This window comes from Bradyrhizobium sp. HKCCYLS3070, from assembly GCF_051167575.1.
Lineage (GTDB): Bacteria > Pseudomonadota > Alphaproteobacteria > Rhizobiales > Xanthobacteraceae > Bradyrhizobium.
The window spans coordinates 442,833-458,927 of sequence record NZ_JBNPTI010000004.1 but is presented as its reverse complement, the minus strand read 5'-3'; the positions used below and the strand labels follow the sequence as shown (position 1 = coordinate 458,927).

The 16,095-nt window shown below is 67.1% G+C and carries 13 protein-coding genes; 7 read left to right on the top strand and 6 right to left on the bottom strand.

From position 1 onward, the window contains the following. The first annotated feature begins 58 nt into the window (after window positions 1-58). From ihpA to ACQR03_RS17125, 3 genes are read left to right on the top strand one after another with little or no spacing between them, the layout of a single operon-like run. Window positions 59-1,327, top strand: a complete 1,269-nt coding sequence (gene ihpA / locus ACQR03_RS17135; protein ID WP_434841756.1) for a divalent metal ion exporter subunit IhpA — start codon at window positions 59-61, stop codon at window positions 1,325-1,327. Further along, window positions 1,324-2,307: a divalent metal ion exporter adaptor subunit IhpB gene (ihpB, locus tag ACQR03_RS17130; RefSeq protein ID WP_434841755.1), complete on the top strand. Its 984-nt coding sequence runs from the start codon at window positions 1,324-1,326 to the stop codon at window positions 2,305-2,307. Before ihpA ends, ihpB begins: the two co-directional genes overlap by 4 nt. After that, window positions 2,300-5,473: an efflux RND transporter permease subunit gene (locus tag ACQR03_RS17125; RefSeq protein WP_434841754.1), complete on the top strand. Its 3,174-nt coding sequence runs from the start codon at window positions 2,300-2,302 to the stop codon at window positions 5,471-5,473. Before ihpB ends, ACQR03_RS17125 begins: the two co-directional genes overlap by 8 nt. Window positions 5,474-5,532: 59 nt before the next feature. Here ACQR03_RS17125 and ACQR03_RS17120 read toward each other — a convergent pair whose 3' ends face one another. Beyond that, the gene (locus ACQR03_RS17120; protein ID WP_315825903.1) at window positions 5,533-6,099 is read right to left on the bottom strand and encodes a hypothetical protein; all 567 of its coding nucleotides are present in this window, start codon (window positions 6,097-6,099) and stop codon (window positions 5,533-5,535) included. Window positions 6,100-6,446: 347 nt separating this feature from the next. On the opposite strand from ACQR03_RS17120, the gene ACQR03_RS17115 reads away from it, so the two are divergent. Both ACQR03_RS17115 and ACQR03_RS17110 read left to right on the top strand, forming a co-directional pair. Continuing rightward, the gene (locus ACQR03_RS17115) at window positions 6,447-6,842 is read left to right on the top strand and encodes a GFA family protein (RefSeq protein WP_434841753.1); all 396 of its coding nucleotides are present in this window, start codon (window positions 6,447-6,449) and stop codon (window positions 6,840-6,842) included. Window positions 6,843-7,924: 1,082 nt separating this feature from the next. Next, the gene (locus tag ACQR03_RS17110) at window positions 7,925-9,181 is read left to right on the top strand and encodes an aminopeptidase (RefSeq protein ID WP_434841752.1); all 1,257 of its coding nucleotides are present in this window, start codon (window positions 7,925-7,927) and stop codon (window positions 9,179-9,181) included. 87 nt (window positions 9,182-9,268) lie between these two features. On the opposite strand, the gene ACQR03_RS17105 is transcribed toward ACQR03_RS17110, so the two are convergent. After that, a complete protein-coding gene (locus ACQR03_RS17105; RefSeq protein ID WP_315754975.1) occupies window positions 9,269-9,733 on the bottom strand; it encodes a DUF4399 domain-containing protein in 465 nt (154 codons plus the stop codon). Window positions 9,734-10,060: 327 nt separating this feature from the next. Between ACQR03_RS17105 and ACQR03_RS17100 the strand changes: the two genes are divergently transcribed. Further along, window positions 10,061-10,513 (top strand): cupin domain-containing protein, encoded by a 453-nt coding sequence (locus ACQR03_RS17100; protein WP_434841751.1) that lies wholly within the window; start codon window positions 10,061-10,063, stop codon window positions 10,511-10,513. Here the strand turns inward: ACQR03_RS17100 and ACQR03_RS17095 are convergent. Beyond that, the gene (locus ACQR03_RS17095) at window positions 10,510-11,328 is read right to left on the bottom strand and encodes an MBL fold metallo-hydrolase (RefSeq protein ID WP_315713702.1); all 819 of its coding nucleotides are present in this window, start codon (window positions 11,326-11,328) and stop codon (window positions 10,510-10,512) included. The two genes, ACQR03_RS17100 and ACQR03_RS17095, sit on opposite strands and share 4 nt — an antisense overlap. 110 nt (window positions 11,329-11,438) lie before the next feature. Here ACQR03_RS17095 and ACQR03_RS17090 point away from each other — a divergent pair, with 110 nt between their 5' ends. Next, a complete protein-coding gene (locus ACQR03_RS17090; RefSeq protein ID WP_316193489.1) occupies window positions 11,439-12,344 on the top strand; it encodes an alpha/beta fold hydrolase in 906 nt (301 codons plus the stop codon). Window positions 12,345-12,349: 5 nt separating this feature from the next. Here ACQR03_RS17090 and ACQR03_RS17085 read toward each other — a convergent pair whose 3' ends face one another. From ACQR03_RS17085 to ACQR03_RS17075, 3 genes are all read right to left on the bottom strand, one after another. Further along, window positions 12,350-13,876 (bottom strand): permease, encoded by a 1,527-nt coding sequence (locus ACQR03_RS17085; RefSeq protein WP_434841750.1) that lies wholly within the window; start codon window positions 13,874-13,876, stop codon window positions 12,350-12,352. After that, window positions 13,873-14,622, bottom strand: a complete 750-nt coding sequence (locus tag ACQR03_RS17080) for an ABC transporter ATP-binding protein (protein WP_315812507.1) — start codon at window positions 14,620-14,622, stop codon at window positions 13,873-13,875. Before ACQR03_RS17080 ends, ACQR03_RS17085 begins: the two co-directional genes overlap by 4 nt. 196 nt (window positions 14,623-14,818) lie before the next feature. Then, window positions 14,819-15,580, bottom strand: a complete 762-nt coding sequence (locus ACQR03_RS17075; protein ID WP_434841749.1) for a transglutaminase-like cysteine peptidase — start codon at window positions 15,578-15,580, stop codon at window positions 14,819-14,821. Window positions 15,581-16,095 lie beyond the last annotated feature (515 nt).

Genomic DNA, 16,095 nt, shown 5'->3' with positions numbered 1-16,095 from the left:
CGCAACGTGCCGGACGGCCGACGCCGTCCATCCTTGCCCGTCCAGACAGGTTCATCTCATGCCATTCCCCGGGATGGCTGCGCGTGCCATCGGCGCCGCAGCCCTGCTCGCTCTGTCCGTGCACGCCTCCGCGGCGCAGACGCTGACCCTCCGCGCGGCGCTCTCCCGCGCCCTCGCCGCCAATCCACGGCTATCCGCCGCCGACCGCGACATCGGCATCGCCTCCGGCCAGCGGCTGCAGGCCGGCGCGCTGCTCAATCCGGAGCTGTCCTACGAGCAGGACAATTCTTTCGGAACGGGTCAATATCGCGGCACGCGGTCGGCCGAGACGACCTTGCAGATCAGCCAGGCGTTCGAATGGTTCGGCAAGCGCGACGCCCGCATCGCCGCCGGCCAGGCCGGCGTGCGCGTCGCCGAGATCCAGCGCCAGGCGGTGCGGCTGGAGATTTTGTCGGAGACCGCGATCGCCTTCGTGACGGTGCTCGCCACGCAGCGGCGCATCCAGATCCTCGACGATCAGGTCGCAGCGCTCGATCGCCTGACGCCGCTGCTGCGCCGTCGCGTCGAGGCGGGCGCGTCGTCGCCGGCGGAGACCGGCCGCGCCGAGGTCGCCTCGGCGCTGGTGCGCGCCGATCGCGAGCGCGTCAAGGCGACGCTTTCGAGCGCACGCCGCGAGCTCGCCGTGCTGATCGGCGACAGCTCGGCGAAGCTCCCGGCCGCCACCGGCCGGTTCGATGCGACCGGCCAGCCGCCGGCGTTCCAGACCGTGATCGCGGCGATCGATGCCAATCCGCAGCTCGTCCGCTGGACCGCGGTCTACGCGCAGCGCAATGCCGAGCTGCTGCTGGCGCGGCTGAAGCCGTACCCCGACGTCCGCATCGGTGCCGGCTGGCGGCATTTCAACGACACGCAGGACGACGCCGTCAGGCTCAGCGTCTCCGTGCCGATCCCGGTGTTCGACCAGAACCAGGGCAACATCCTCTCGGCGCAGGAAAGCCTCGCCAAGACCGAAGCCGAGCGCAAGGCCAACCGCAACGCCCTGCTGGTGATCGCCGGTCGCGCCTACGACTCGCTGCAGGGCTCGCTGCGGGAATTGTCCGTGCTGCGCGAGATCGCAATTCCGAAGGCGCAGGAGGCCGCCGACGAGATCGCGCAGGGCTACAGCGCCGGCCGCTTCTCGTTGCTCGAGGTGCTGGACGCACAGGCGAGCGTGGCGCAGGCGCGGCTGCGCGAGCAGGAGGCGCTGCAGAACATCCATGTCGCCGTGGCGACGATCGAAGGCCTGGTCGGCCGTCCCTTCACCCTGGCACGGGAGACTGCGCGATGAGACCATCCACCGTCATCCTCATTGTCATCCTGGCGGCCGCCGCCGGCGCCGGCGCATCGCGCCTGCTGGTCGAGGCGGAGCCGCATGCCGAGGCAACCGGCGGCCATGCCGATCATGCCGAGAAGGCACCGAAGGACCATGTCGAGCAGGACGAGCATGGCGCCGACCGCATCCGCATCAGCGACGTGAAGCTCGCCGCGGCCGGCGTCGCGCTCGCCGAAGCCGGCCCTGCGACCTTGTCCGATACGCTGGCGTTCAACGGCGTGCTGCGCGCCAATCAGGAAGCGCTGGTGCAGGTGACGCCGCGCTTTCCGGGCATCGTCCGTGCCATCAAAAAGCGCATCGGCGACACCGTCGCGAAGGACGAACTGCTCGCCGCGATCGAGAGCAATCAGAGCCTGACCTCGTATGATCTCAAGGCGCCGATCGGCGGCACCATCATCGACCGCCAGATCTCGCTCGGCGAATACGCCTCCGAGCAGAAGCCGGCCTTCGTGGTCGCGGATCTCTCCACGATCTGGGTCGACCTGTCGATCTACCGTCAGGATCTCCGGCGCGTCCGGCTCGACGACGAGGTGCTGATCGATCCCGATGACGGACGCGGCGCGATCCGCGGCCACGTGTCCTACATCGCCCCCGTCGGCGCCAGCGAGACGCAGACCGCGCTTGCCCGCGTCGTGCTGGCCAATCCCGACGGCCGGTTGCGCCCGGGCCTGTTCGTCACCGCGCGGCTGGTTCTCGCCAAGCGCAGCGTCGCCGTGGCGGTCCGCGCGAGCGCAATCCAGACCCTGGAGAACAAGACCGTCGTGTTCGTGCGCGAGGAGGGCGACAAGATCGAGGCGCGCCCCGTGGTCACCGGCGAGTCCGACCCGACCTATGTCGAAATCCGCGATGGCCTCGCCGCCGGCGAACACTACGTTGCCGAGAACAGCTTTGTGGTGAAGGCGGAGATGGGCAAGGGGGAGGCCGAGCATGATTGACGCGATCCTCGGATTTGCCGTGCGCCAGCGCTGGCTGGTGCTGATCGCAGCGCTCGCCGCCGCCGGCTTCGGCGCCTGGAATTTCACCCGGCTGCCGATCGACGCCGTGCCCGATATCACCAACGTGCAGGTGCAGATCAACACCAAGGCGCCCGGCTACTCGCCGCTCGAGACCGAACAGCGCATCACCTTCCCGGTCGAGACCGCGATGGGCGGCCTGCCGAAGCTGGACTACACGCGCTCGCTGTCGCGCTATGGGTTGAGCCAGGTCACCGTCGTGTTCCAGGACGGCACCGACATCTATTTCGCGCGCCAGCTCGTCAACGAGCGCATCCAGCAGATCAAGGATCAGCTGCCCCCGGGCGTCGAGGTCGCGATGGGACCGCTCTCGACCGGGCTCGGCGAGATCTTCATGTATGCGGTCGAAGCCAAGCCCGGCGCCAAGACGCCTGATGGCACCGACTACTCGCCGACCGATCTGCGCACCATCCAGGACTGGATCATCCGACCGCAACTGCGCGGCGTGCCGGGCGTGATCGAGGTGAACACGATCGGCGGCTTCGAGCGTCAGTTCCACGTGCTGCCCGATCCCGGCCGCCTGATGGCCTATCGCATCAGTTTCCGTGACGTGATCGCGGTGCTGGCGTCCAACAATGCCAATGTCGGCGCCGGCTATATCGAGCGCAATGGCGAGCAATATCTGGTGCGCGCGCCCGGCCAGGTCGGCAGCGCAGCCGAGCTGAAGGACATCGTGATCGGCGCCCGCGGCGGCACGCCGGTGCGCATCGGAGACGTCGCCGAGGTGACCGAAGGACGCGACCTGCGCACGGGGGCGGCGACGCTCAACGGCGAGGAGACGATCCTGGGCACGGCGATGCTCCTGATCGGCGAGAACAGTCGCGCCGTTGCGCGCCGCGTCGCCGCCCGGCTCGACGACATCGCGAAGTCGCTGCCCGAGGGCGTGGTCACGCGCACGCTCTATGACCGCACCCATCTGGTCGAAGCGACGATCCGCACCGTGGAGAAGAACCTGCTCGAAGGCGCCGCGCTGGTCGTCGTGGTGCTGTTCCTCCTGCTCGGCAACATCCGGGCCGCACTGGTCACAGCCTGCATCATCCCGCTGTCGATGGCGATGACCATCACCGGCATGGTCGAGAGCAGGGTGAGCGCCAACCTGATGAGCCTCGGCGCGATCGATTTCGGCATCATCGTCGACGGCGCCGTCATCATCGTCGAGAACTGCCTGCGGCTGCTCGCCCAGGCGCAGCATCGCAAGGGCGGACTGCTCACGACCGCCGAGCGGTTGCAGACCATCGTCAGCGGCGCGCGCGAGGTGATCGGGCCGAGCCTGTTCGGCACCGGCATCATCGCCGTGGTCTATCTTCCGGTGCTGACGCTGACCGGCGTCGAGGGCAAGATGTTCACGCCGATGGCGCTGACGGTGCTGATGGCGCTCGGTGCCGCCGTGCTGTTCTCGATCACCTTCGTGCCGGCAGCGGTCGCGATCTTCGTCACCGGCAAGGTATCCGAGCAGGAGAACCTCATCATGCGCGGCGCGCGGCGGGTCTACGCGCCGCTGCTGCGCGGCGTGATCGCGCACCGCCTGATGGTCGCAGCCCTGGCCGTGGTGATCGTCGCGGCGAGCGGCTTTGCCGCGACGCGCATGGGCGGCGAGTTCATTCCGAGCCTTGACGAGGGTGACGTCGCGCTCGCGGCCCTGCGCATCCCCGGAACGAGCCTCACCCTCTCGGTCGACCTGCAGAAGGCGCTGGACGCGCGGCTGCGACGCATCCCGGAGGTGAAGGACGTATTCACCCGCATCGGCACGGCCGAGGTCGCGACCGATCCGATGGCGCCGTCGCAGGGTGACGGCTACATCATGCTGAAGCCGCGCCAGGCGTGGCCCGACCCGGCGAAGCCGAAGGCGCAGCTCGTCGCCGAGATCGAGGCGGCGGCCGACGACATCCCCGGCAGCAACTACGAGATCTCGCAGCCGATCCAGTTGCGCTTCAACGAGCTGATCTCCGGCGTGCGCAGCGATGTCGGCATCAAGATCTTTGGCGACGATCTCGATATCCTGCAGGGCGCGGCGCGCCAGGTCGAAGCCGCGATCCGCGGCGTCAATGGCGCGACCGACGTCAAGACCGAGCAGGTCGCGGGGCTGCCGATCCTGACCGTCAGGATCGACCGCCAGGCGCTGTCGCGCTACGGCCTCAGCGTTGCCGAGGTGCAGAGCGTGGTCGAAATCGCGATCGGCGGCAAGGCGGCCGGAAAGCTGTTCGACGGCGACCGCCGCTTCGACATCGTCGTCCGCCTGCCCGAGCGTCTGCGCGGCAATCTCGATGCGATCCGCGCGATCCCGATTCCACTGCCGGCGGGGGAGGAGGCGAATGCCGCGCCGCTGCGCCCCGCCTTCTCCTCGGCCGCGCAGCCGCGCTACGTGCCGCTGTCGTCGGTCGCGGCCGTGGCTTCGGCGCCGGGGCCGAACCAGGTCAGCCGCGAGAACGGCAAGCGGCGGATCGTCGTGTCAGCCAATGTTCGCGCCCGCGACCTCGGCTCGTTCGTGACCGAGGCGCAGGCCGCCGTCGCGGAGAAGGTCAAGCTGCCGCCAGGCTATTGGATCGGCTGGGGCGGACAGTTCGAGCAATTGGTGTCGGCGACCAAGCGTTTCACGATCGTGGTGCCGATCGCTCTCGCGCTGGTGTTCCTGCTGCTGTTCATGAGCATGGGGTCGTTCGCCGATGCCGCGCTGGTGTTCTCCGGCGTGCCGTTGGCGCTGACCGGCGGCATCGCGGCGCTGCTGCTGCGCAGCCTGCCGCTGTCGATCTCGGCCGGCGTCGGCTTCATCGCGCTGTCAGGCGTCGCCGTGCTCAACGGCCTGGTCATCATCGCTTTCATCGAACGGCTACGCCGGGAAGGACGCTCGGTGCGGGCCGCGGTGGAGGAGGGCGCGCTGGCGCGATTGCGGCCGGTGCTGATGACGGCGCTGGTCGCCTCGCTTGGCTTCGTGCCGATGGCGATCGCGACCGGCGCCGGCGCCGAGGTCCAGCGCCCGCTCGCCACCGTCGTCATCGGCGGCATCATCTCGTCGACGATGCTGACGCTGCTGGTGCTGCCGGCGCTCTACGTGCTGTTCAGACGCGAGGCGCGGTCCGCGTCGGCATAAGCGGCATGCAGTTCCCGACTTGATAGCTGCATGCCGCCCGCCCGCGACGGCGTCGGGACCTAGTTGAAGGCCATCGGCGCCGCGCTGGCCATCCAGCCGTCGGAGCGTGCATTGCGGGCGAACCGCTGATATCTCGGCGCACGGGCCTCGCGCGTGACACGAGCCGCTGCGCCGAACATCGTGGAACCGCCGTTCGGGTTCACGATCGCGTAGCCGGCGATCGACCGCGGATGCTCGCGGGTGACGTGACCGCCGGAATTGCCGTCATGCACATACCAGACATTGCCGGCGACCTGCTGCTGCAGGATCATGACGTGGCCGGAGCGGACCGCCGCCATGCCCGGTGCGGGAGCCGCGCGTGGAAAGCGACGCCAGTTGGATGCGAGATTCAACTCGGGAATGACCCGGCCGAACGTGTAGAGCGACGCTTCGCAGCCGCAGAAGGCATGCGGGCATCCCGACGGCCGGCCACCGACAACGCGGCCCTCGCCGGGGATCGAGGCCATGGCGTTCATGAAGGAGTGATGGTGACGGTACGAGTAGTGATGATGATGGTGACGAGGACGGGCCTCGGCTTGAACGGAGAGAGCCAGCAATGCGGCGACGACAATTACAACGCGGTACATTCGGAGGACTCCTGTACACTGTGAAATCCCCCTGCCGCGCGCCAATCAACGTCCAAACATGTCCTCAAAGTGACCGAATCGCCCCCCGAGCCATGCAAATGCGGGACGGCGCTGCCCGCTCGGACTGGTTCCAAATCATTCGAAATGATTGACTCTCTGCGTCGAGGATGACTCACAACAAATGAATGTTCCGCCTTGGGAAGATCAGACTACCTACTAACAGCGCGGCGACCGCGGCTGGCCTTCAGTCGTCCTAATAGCCACAAAGATGCAATCAGGATAAGTAACATCCTCCACGCGTGCCGCGCTCTTGGGCATTCCGTTCCAGACCACGACAGGAGATGGTCATGACCACGTTCCGCGGCAGTTGCCTCTGTGGCCGGGTCGGCTTCGAGGTCGATGGGCCGTTCGACAACTTCCTCAATTGCCATTGCTCGCGCTGTCGCAAGGCCAGCGGCACGGCGCACTCCTGTGAGGTCATCGTCAAGGCGTCGGCGCTGCGCTGGATGCGGGGCAAGGCGACCGTCACACGGTTCGACCTGCCGCAGGCGCGCAGCTTCGCCACCGCCTTCTGCAGCACTTGCGGCAGCCCGATGCCGCATCTGACGCGCAGCGGCCGCGAGGTGATCATTCCCGCCGGGAGCTTCGACGAGCCGCTCGGCGCCGCTCCCGATCGACACGTGCATTGGGCGTCACGTGCCGACTGGTACGTCGATGGTGATGGGTTGCGCGTCGAGGACTGACGCAATCAGAATGCCGCTCGTCGGGCGACTCATGCCCCTCACGCCGAGATCGGACAAGCCTGTCGAGGCTTCATATCCGCCCGACCGCCGCTGCGTCCGGAATCCGATTTCACGAGCAAGTTCAGGCTGATTTGGGCTGTCCAGTCCCGGCAGGAAAAATATCCTGCTTGGCAATTTCGGAAAATCATGATTGTTTGTCGCTGTCCCGCCTCATCGACGAGGGGCGCTGCGCGGTCGTCACGAAGCGTGGAGGTGGGATGTGATGGGCGGGCCGGTTTGCAGCGTGGTCATTCGCGCGGACGAACAACATCGGCTCGCACGGTCAAGTCGCGTGGTCCTGATACTCCGATGCCAGTATCAAGCCTGCGCTGGCGCCAATGGCGCCGCGTGGGTGACGGTGACCAAAAAGCCCGGCGCACCGGGGAGAACGCGAAGCAGCCGTAGCGCCATCGCGCAGGGAGGGCCGGATCGTCCGGCTGGACCTGTGGTACCTGCCGCCTGCATTTTTTGAGCAGGCGGGCCACGGGCCTCAGTCGAGGTCCGGCCTTCCCTGCACCCTCTCGTTTGAAAAGGGTGAGACCACTGTATCACTCGGACGCCCGGGGCGCCGCGAGGCTACGGACGCACATCCCCATATGCACATCCCATATGCCTCAAAATTGTTGATCACGACGGCGCCAATGGCTCGGTGCCCACCCTCCCCTGGAGGGGGAGGGTCGGTCGCACGCGAAGCGGGCGAGCGGGGTGGGGTGATCTCTCCGCGAGCGCTTGTGCACGTGGAGAGATCACCCCACCCCGCCTCACGTTTCGCTTCGCTCACCGCGAGCCGACCCTCCCCCTCCAGGGGAGGGGGGCACCGAGCTCGTGGCTTAGCTTTGGAGAGCGACTGATGCGGATCCATAGGGCCCGTTTTGAGGTGTCGGCTATGTCTCCGAACACCTTCACGGCAGTTGTCCGGGCCATGCCCTGCACGGCGACGAGGGCGGAGAGGCGATGCAGGAGCCGTCTCCCCTTCGCCATTGACCGCCCCATCGATTGGCCTATCTCTTCAACACCGCAAAGAAACGGAACTGGATCCCCTGATGACCGCACATTTCAGCAGCGTCGATACTGCCATCGATCCCGTCAAGCTCGACCGCCTGGCCGAGGTGGCGGTGAAGGTTGGCCTGCAATTGCAGCCGGGTCAGGATCTGCTGCTGACCGCGCCGTCGGTGGCGCTGCCGCTGGTGCGCAAGGTCGCCGAGCACGCCTACAAGGCCGGCGCCGGGATCGTGACCTCGTTCTTCTCCGACGAGGAGCTGACGCTGGCGCGCTACCGTTTTGGCCGTGACAACAGCTTCGATCGCGCCGCCGACTGGCTCTATCAGGGCATGGCCAAGGCGTTCTCGGAGAACACCGCGCGGCTCGCCATCGTCGGCGACAATCCGATGCTGCTGTCCGGCCAGGATCCGGCCAAGGTGGCGCGCGCCAGCAAGGCCAACTCCAAGGCCTATCAGCCGGCGCTGGAAAAGATCACCAATTTCGAGACCAACTGGAACATCATCGCCTATCCGAGCCCGTCCTGGGCCAAGCTGGTTTTCCCGGACGTGCCGGAGGAGGTCGCGGTGGCGAAGCTCGCGGACGCGATCTTCGCAGCGTCGCGTGTCGACCGCGAGGATGCCGTGTCTGCCTGGGAGCGCCACAACGCGGTGCTGCGCGAGCGCACCGAGTGGCTCAACGGCCAGCGCTTCAGCGCGCTGCATTACGCCGGACCCGGCATGGACCTGACGATCGGTCTCGCCGACGGCCATGAATGGGAGGGCGGCGCCTCGACTGCCAAGAACGGCATCACCTGCAACGCCAACATTCCGACCGAGGAAGTGTTCACGACGCCGCATTGCCGCCGTGTGTCGGGTCACGTCGTCAGTTCCAAGCCGCTGTCCTATCAGGGCACGCTGATCGACAACATCCAGGTCAGATTCGAGGAGGGTCGCATCGTCGAGGCGAGGGCTTCGAAGGGCGAAGAGGTGCTGAACAAAGTGCTCGACACCGACGAGGGCGCGCGCCGGCTCGGCGAAGTCGCGCTGGTGCCGCACTCCTCGCCGATCTCCAAGAGCGGCCTGTTGTTCTACAACACGCTGTTCGACGAGAACGCGGCCTCGCACATCGCGCTCGGCCAGTGCTACTCCAAATGCTTCGTCAACGGTACGTCGCTGTCGCCGCAGCAGATCGCCGCCCAGGGCGGCAACCAGAGCCTGATCCACATCGACTGGATGATCGGCGCGGCCGACACCGACATCGACGGCCTCCATGAAGATGGCCGCCGCGTCCCGGTGTTCCGCAAGGGCGAGTGGGCCTGACGCATGACGGGCCGGCGCCACGCGTGCACCGGCCCGAAGCGAGCCGCGAGCGATGCTCGCGGCGGTGTCGTCGTCGATCGAACCTGCCTACTGCTTGGCGCTGCCGGTGGTGGCCTGCACGTCGATCGTGATCCGCTCCGACATCACCGGCTTGTTGTGGGGGATGTGGCTCCAGTCGCCGAGCACGAGCTGCAAGGTGTGCTTGCCCGGCGTGAGATTGACCGAGGCTTCAGTCTGGCCCTTGCCGAAATGCACGTGGCCGGCATCGACCGGGATCGCCTCGTTGAGTGCGTCGCCCTCGAGCGCGGGCGCGTCGATCAGCAGATGGTGGTGCCCGGTGTTGGGAGCCTCGGTGCCGGACGGCGCGACGCCCATGCCGGACAGGCCGAAGCGGATCAGGACCGGCGAGGAGACGGTGTCGCCGTCCTTCAGGTTGATGAAGTAGGCCTTGGCGTTTTCGGGGGCGGGCGTTTCGCCCGCCATGACGAGACTGCTGGTTGCAAGGGCGGCGGCGGACAGCGTGAGGGCGAGTGCGAGGCTCAGTCGGCGCATCCTGGGAAATCCTTATCTCTGCGAAGGCGGCAAATCTTTAAAGGTGACGGCACGGCGCAGGATGGGCACGGCGACCGGAGGGGCGCCTGTCCGCATCTTGCAGTGCGAGCAAACAGTAGATCAGCAGGTTTGGCGAGGCCGCGAACAAATTGCGGCGTTCGCGTGAAGTTTATAGCGCTTGCGTGTTTGTGATGCGACGGCTGGTCGCGGCGGTTGGTTCAAATCTTAACGACTGCGGAAAGCAGCCATTAGGTGCAATCGGCTACGGTCGCAGGCTCATGCCGGCGTTCGCCCGGTCATTTCAGTCCCATGCATTTGAGGTCCAAGATGTCTCCGTCCTTGATCGAAACCGCCAATCTCACCGTCGACCTGGCGCCCGCTCCGATCGAGCCGTCCTGGATCATCGAGGGCAGTCCGACCGCGACCTCCTGCACCATCGCGCGCAGCAGCGACGGGCTGGGCTCGACCATCGTCTGGCATTGCACCGAGGGCAAGTTCAACTGGTACTACGATTTCGACGAGACCATCCTGATCCTCGAAGGCGCGATCACGCTGGAGAGCGAGGGCATGCCGGCGAAGCGCTACGGGCCGGGCGACGTGATCTTCTTCCGCGACGGCGCGCATGCCAAATGGCATGTCGAGGGCCACGTCAAGAAGCTCGCTTTCTGCCTGAAGACGCAGCCTTACGTGCTCGGCCTCGCGGTGCGGGTCATCAACAAGCTCAAGCGCATGTTCCTGACGCCGGAAGGCCGCCGCGGCACCAGCCTTGCGGGCGCCTAGACGCCGTCGAGGATGATCACGGTCGGGACCTGTGGCAGCAGCTCGCGCGACATCTTCAAGGTGCGCTCGGCGCGGCGGTCGATCTCGAACTGCTGGCCGATCTTGCGCATGAACTCGTCGAGCGGCGTCGCGAAGCGGTGCATCGGCAGCACCACCGAGGCGCGCAGCCGCTTGGTGATCTCAGAGATGCCGTCGAGCGACATCGTGTAGGTGCCGTCGATCGGCACCATCACCACGTCGAGCCGGCCGATCGCGGCGAAATGCGTCTCGTCGAGCTTGACGTGCAGGTGGCCGAGATGGCCGATGCACAGGCCGGCGACTTCGAAGATGAAGATCGAGTTGCCGTCCTTGATCATGTCGATGCCGATGGAATCTCCGAAATAGCGGCGGATGTCGGTGGTGATGTTGCGGATCAGCACGTCGCCGATTCGCTCGAAGATCTGGGCCGGCTTGCCGTCGTCGCCCCAGCCGCGCAGCACATGCGGGATGCGCGGATCGGGGGCCAGCGTGTAGTGCGTCGAATGCGCGCGGTTCATGGTGATCACGTCGGGCAGCCGTCCGACCTGATAGGCGCCGCTGTAGTCGGTCGCGATGCGGATGCCCATCGGCGTGTCGATGAAGTAGGTCGAGTGGCCGGCATAGGTGATCGTCACCTCGTTGCCGGCAGCCGCCGTCCGGCGCAGGCTGACCGGCATCGCGCGCGGTTGGTTGCCGGCCATCGCCAGGCACTCGCTGGTGCGCGGCCCCGATTGCGCCAGAGCGGGCGATGCGAACGCGACCAGGACGGCAAGCAGCGAGACCAGCGAGCGCAGCATGGCAGTTCCCCTTCAACAGCGCGTGTGAGTGTAGCGGGGAATCCGGATCAGAACTATCCTCGGCGCAACGCGCGGCTCGAGAGCGCGGCGCGACGACGTGGAGAGATGGCATGACGGATCGGGTGTTGCAGCCGTTGCGGGAAATCGACGCAGGCGTGCTCCGCATTGCCTATGTCGAGAGCGGGCCGGCCGATGGCCCCGTCGTCATCTTGCTGCACGGCTATCCCTACGATATCCACTCCTATGTCGAGGTCGCGCCGCGTCTCGCCGCGCAGGGCTGCCGCGTCATCGTGCCCTATCTGCGCGGCTATGGACCCACCCGTTTCCGCGACGCATCGACGCCGCGCTCGGGCCAGCAGGCCGCGGTCGGCGCCGATCTGGTCGCGCTGATGGATGCGCTGGCGATCCCGCGCGCCGTGTTCGCCGGCTATGATTGGGGTGGCAGGGCCGCCTGCGTCGGCGCGGCGCTGTGGCCCGAGCGCTGCACGGGCCTGGTCTCCGTGAACGGCTATCTGATCCAGGACATCGCGCGGGCATTGGAGCCGGCGCCGGTGCCGCGCGAGTTCGCGTTCTGGTATCAGTGGTACTTCCAGACCGAGCGCGGCCGCGCCGGGCTCGCCGCCCACCGCGCCGACATCGCACGGCTGCTGTGGCAGCAATGGTCGCCGCACTGGCGCTTCGACGATGCGACCTTCGCGCGCGCGGCGGAGGCGTTCGACAATCCCGATCACGTCGATGTCGTGATCCACAGCTATCGGCATCGCTACGGGCTGGCCGATGGGGATCCGCGCTATCAGGAGCTGGAGAGGCGATTGGCGACCCTGCCCGTCATCACCGTGCCCACGATCACGCTCGATGGCGACGCCGACGGCGTGATCCCGGCAACGGACGGCCAGGCGCATGCTGCGAAGTTCAGCAACCGGATCGGCCATCGCGTGATCGCGCGGGCCGGCCACAATTTGCCGCAGGAAGAGCCGGCGGCGTTCGCCGCCGCCGTGACGGAGCTGCTGCGCTGAACGCTTCAGGTCCGCGCCGGGCTCAGCTTCCAGGCCGCGAGCAACAGGCCCGCGGTCATCAGGCCGCAGACGATGGCGGCCTCGGGCAGCGCGAGCGCCAGCGCCGCGGTCGCCGCCCAGCCGATCGAGGAGAACGCCTCGGCAAAGGTCGCCAGCCGCGACGAGGTCTGGCGGCGGCGAAACTGGCTGCGACGCGCCTGGATCCGGAACCAGAGCTGAATGGCCGTCGAGGAGACGGTCGCGACCAGCACGGCAACGGCCGTGACCACCGCCTGCGCCGGTGCGACCCAACCGAGCGCAAGCACGAGCGGAGCGAAGATCATCGCGATCGTGATCAGCACGACCTCGACCTTGGCGCGCACGATGCGCGTCGCCGGCAGTGGCGCCGTCGCCACCAGCTCGGGCGCGTCCTCGCCGGAGATGGTGAGCCAGGCGAGGCCGCCCGCGAGCTGGCCCGCCGCCATCACGACGACCGGCGTGATCAGGAACACCGCCTGCGAGCTGTCGGAGTAGCTGCGCCACAGCAGCAGCGCCGGAGGCACCAGATAGAGCAATTGCATCAGCGTCTGCGAGATCAGCCAGGGATCGCGCCGCAGCAGCATGAACTCCTTGCGCCGCAGCGACTGCTGCCGCGAGCCGCCCCGAAACGACCTGACGCGTGCGCCGGCGCGGCTGGAGATGCCCTGGGCCGCGGCGCGGATCGCGGTGTCGGCGAAGCGCGGCGAGAACACCATCATGACGACGCCGAGCAACAACAGGCCCGCGGCCAGCAGGATCAGCAGCGCCTGGCCGTCGCCGAGCGCCGCTCGAGCCGGCAGCCAAACAAGACTGTCGGGATCGGGCGCGATGGCGGCCGCGGCATCCGAGGTGAGGATGGCGAAGCGCGACAGCGTGCCATAGGACACGATCGCCGCGATCTGCAGCACGATGACGAAGCCGGCGCCGATCACGGCAGCCAGGATCTGGGCGACCAGCCGCGTTCGCGCCGGACCAATGAGGCGGAACAGGACGATCGTGATGGCAATGGCGACCGCGGCCGCCGACAGGCCGACGGCTGCGACCACGACGAACGCCGCGAGCCAGCGCGTGCCGCCCTCGATCAGCAGCACGTCGACGAAGGGGGTCGCGAGCAGCAGCGCCATGCTGGTCACGGAGAGCGCGATCGCCGCGATCCGGACGGAGAAGATCTCGGCCAGCCGCACCGGCGACGACATGATGAGATCGAGGTCGGCACGGGCGTAGAACACGCGTGTGACGGATTCGATCGCCTGCGACAGCATCAGCGCCCAGGACAGCATGATGGTCGCGGTGATGACGATCAGCGCGGTCTTGTCGAGCGGCAGCTCGAGATCGGCGTAGCGACCGACCACGACCCAGGCCGGCAGATGCATGAGGGCGCCGAACAGCACGAGACCGATGATGGCGGCCCGCGTGCGGCGGCGCCTGCCGGCCGTGATCATGCCGAGCCATTCCCGCCAGGCGAGCCGGAGCTCGTGACGGGCGAACCAGGCGAGCGTCGTCGCCCGCGTCATGCCGCGGACTCGACGTCGACCAGCGCGATGAACAACTCCTCCAGGCTGGTGTCGGTGCGTCCGTTCTGCTGGCGCAGCTCGGCCAGAGTGCCTTCGGCGACGACGCGCCCGGCGGCGATCACGCCGATCCGGTCGGCCATGCGCTCGGCGACTTCGAGAATGTGCGTGGTCATGATCACCGTGCCGCCGCGGCGGACGCGCTCGGCGAGCAGGCCCTTGACGTGCCGCGCCGACACCGCGTCCAGGCCCGTCAGAGGTTCGTCCAGGATGATCAGCCGCGGGTCGTGGATCAGCGCGCCGGCGAGCGCGACCTTCTGGCGCATGCCCTTGGAAAAGCCTTCGCAGCGCTCGTGCAGATGCGGCTCCAGCCCGAGCGAGACCAGAAGTTCGGTTGCCGCGTTACTCGAGGTCGCCGGATCGATGCCCCACAGTCCGGCGACGAACTCGAGATATTCGAGCGGCGTGAGCTTGTCGTAGATCATGGGCTCGTCGGAGACCCAGGCCATCACCTGCTTGGCCGCGATCGGGTCGCGCAGCGCATCGATGCCGAAGATCTCGATCCGCCCGGCATCCGGCCGCAGCAGGCCCGCGACCATGCGCAGCGTCGTCGTCTTGCCGGCGCCGTTCGGGCCGACCAGTGCATAGAATTCACCCGAGCGCACCACGAGGTCGAGCGCATCGACCGCCGGCCGCTCGAAACATTTCGTCAGTCCTCGCACGGCGAGGGCGGGGCTGCCTGGGGTCATGACGGCACTATCGCCTCGTTCGGTTCGCGTCTGCAATGTGGATGCAACTCGTTGCGGCGCGGTGAACGAGCCGCCGCATCGTGTCCTTCGGTGCCGGCCGGTTCCGTCGGCGCACTGGCCGCATTCCTGCCGTCCTCGTCCCGTGAACTCCCGGCCACGTCTCAAGTTGTGGGCACGCGGCAACGATGCGCGATCGTCAATAGTTCACGGAAGCCGTCCCCTCAGGCGACAGCGCCCGGACCTCCGCCATCAGGGGCAAGGCCTGATACCGGGAGATGCCGGTCTCGTCGATCACGAACAACGGCCGCACCTGCCGCGCATCGCTGTCCTGGATCATCGCCATGCGCTGATTGTCGAGCATCAGCCAATGCCCGTCGAGGCGCGCCGCCGCGACGGCGTGATCCTCGTCCCGGACGACATCGTGCAGGATCACGATCCGCAGATCGTCGATGGCAACGCCGGCCATCCGAAGCGCGACGAGCTTGGCGATCGCGTAGTCCTCACAATCGCCGGCACGGCGTTCGAAGGTAGCGAGAGGGGAGGCCCACACGTCCACCTGGCCATATTGAGCGAGATCACTGGCCGGCCGGATGGCCAGATTGACCGCCCGATTGATCTCGCCGAGCCTTGCCCGTCCCGCCCGGAGACGGCCCTGATCGACGATCGCCAGCAGGCTGAGGGCGGCAGGGGAGACGCAGCGCTCGCGGTCGCCATCGCACAGCGCAAGCTGCACGCGCTCGTCTTCGAGCTTGCGCGCGAGCGCCAACCACTTGTCGCGCAACGGGCCTGCTTCCAGGCCGACCCGCGGCAGGCCGAATGGCTCGGCCGTATCCTCGATGGCGGTTGCGAACCCCAATGGCTGCGCGACAGGACCGGCGCCCGCTGGGCCGCCGATCCATATGGCGGCGCTGGCGGCCGCGGCCGCCAGCGATGCGCGCATCAACGCGAGAAAGTTCATGTGACGCCCCGTGCCCGGATCTCGGCCGGCGCGACGCAGCGCCTGACGGAACCGGATGCTTGTTGGGGGTCAGCATGGGTGCGGAGGCTTGGCCTCTGCTTAAAACCGGCAATCCGGCGACCAAATCGCAGGATTTACGCTGAACGTTGTGTTGCTCCGATGCGACAAATCCTAGCGAAAGCTGAACGATGGTCGCGAAGGTCTGGAGGGTTCGCGGTGAAGTTGTGCTTCGACCTCAGCCGCAGCTCCTGCCAAATTGATGCAATTCGTCGATTCTTGTTCTCCTACCCGCAGTCCTCCACTTGAAATCCGTTGTCAGGGGTAAGCCGGTGCGGATGTTGATGTCGGCAAAGGTATTGGATGGCCTATGAATACTTGGAATTACTTTTGTTTTCTGAAGAGAGGTGAATTTTGACTTAGCAAGTCTCAGCCCGGGCTAGCTTTAAAGAGGGCAGAAACTCGACAACATCGTAGCGATCCCGCGGAAGCTGCTGTTTTTGGCCATCTGAAGCACA

Bases quoted from the DNA above. Each gene is read 5' to 3' on its own strand.
- ihpA (WP_434841756.1), top strand. From the start codon at position 59: ATGCCATTCCCCGGGATGGCTGCGCGTGCCATCGGCGCCGCAGCCCTG.
- ihpB (WP_434841755.1), top strand. From the start codon at position 1,324: ATGAGACCATCCACCGTCATCCTCATTGTCATCCTGGCGGCCGCCGCC.
- ACQR03_RS17125 (WP_434841754.1), top strand. From the start codon at position 2,300: ATGATTGACGCGATCCTCGGATTTGCCGTGCGCCAGCGCTGGCTGGTG.
- ACQR03_RS17120 (WP_315825903.1), bottom strand. From the start codon at position 6,099: ATGTACCGCGTTGTAATTGTCGTCGCCGCATTGCTGGCTCTCTCCGTT.
- ACQR03_RS17115 (WP_434841753.1), top strand. From the start codon at position 6,447: ATGACCACGTTCCGCGGCAGTTGCCTCTGTGGCCGGGTCGGCTTCGAG.
- ACQR03_RS17110 (WP_434841752.1), top strand. From the start codon at position 7,925: ATGACCGCACATTTCAGCAGCGTCGATACTGCCATCGATCCCGTCAAG.
- ACQR03_RS17105 (WP_315754975.1), bottom strand. From the start codon at position 9,733: ATGCGCCGACTGAGCCTCGCACTCGCCCTCACGCTGTCCGCCGCCGCC.
- ACQR03_RS17100 (WP_434841751.1), top strand. From the start codon at position 10,061: ATGTCTCCGTCCTTGATCGAAACCGCCAATCTCACCGTCGACCTGGCG.
- ACQR03_RS17095 (WP_315713702.1), bottom strand. From the start codon at position 11,328: ATGCTGCGCTCGCTGGTCTCGCTGCTTGCCGTCCTGGTCGCGTTCGCA.
- ACQR03_RS17090 (WP_316193489.1), top strand. From the start codon at position 11,439: ATGACGGATCGGGTGTTGCAGCCGTTGCGGGAAATCGACGCAGGCGTG.
- ACQR03_RS17085 (WP_434841750.1), bottom strand. From the start codon at position 13,876: ATGACGCGGGCGACGACGCTCGCCTGGTTCGCCCGTCACGAGCTCCGG.
- ACQR03_RS17080 (WP_315812507.1), bottom strand. From the start codon at position 14,622: ATGACCCCAGGCAGCCCCGCCCTCGCCGTGCGAGGACTGACGAAATGT.
- ACQR03_RS17075 (WP_434841749.1), bottom strand. From the start codon at position 15,580: ATGAACTTTCTCGCGTTGATGCGCGCATCGCTGGCGGCCGCGGCCGCC.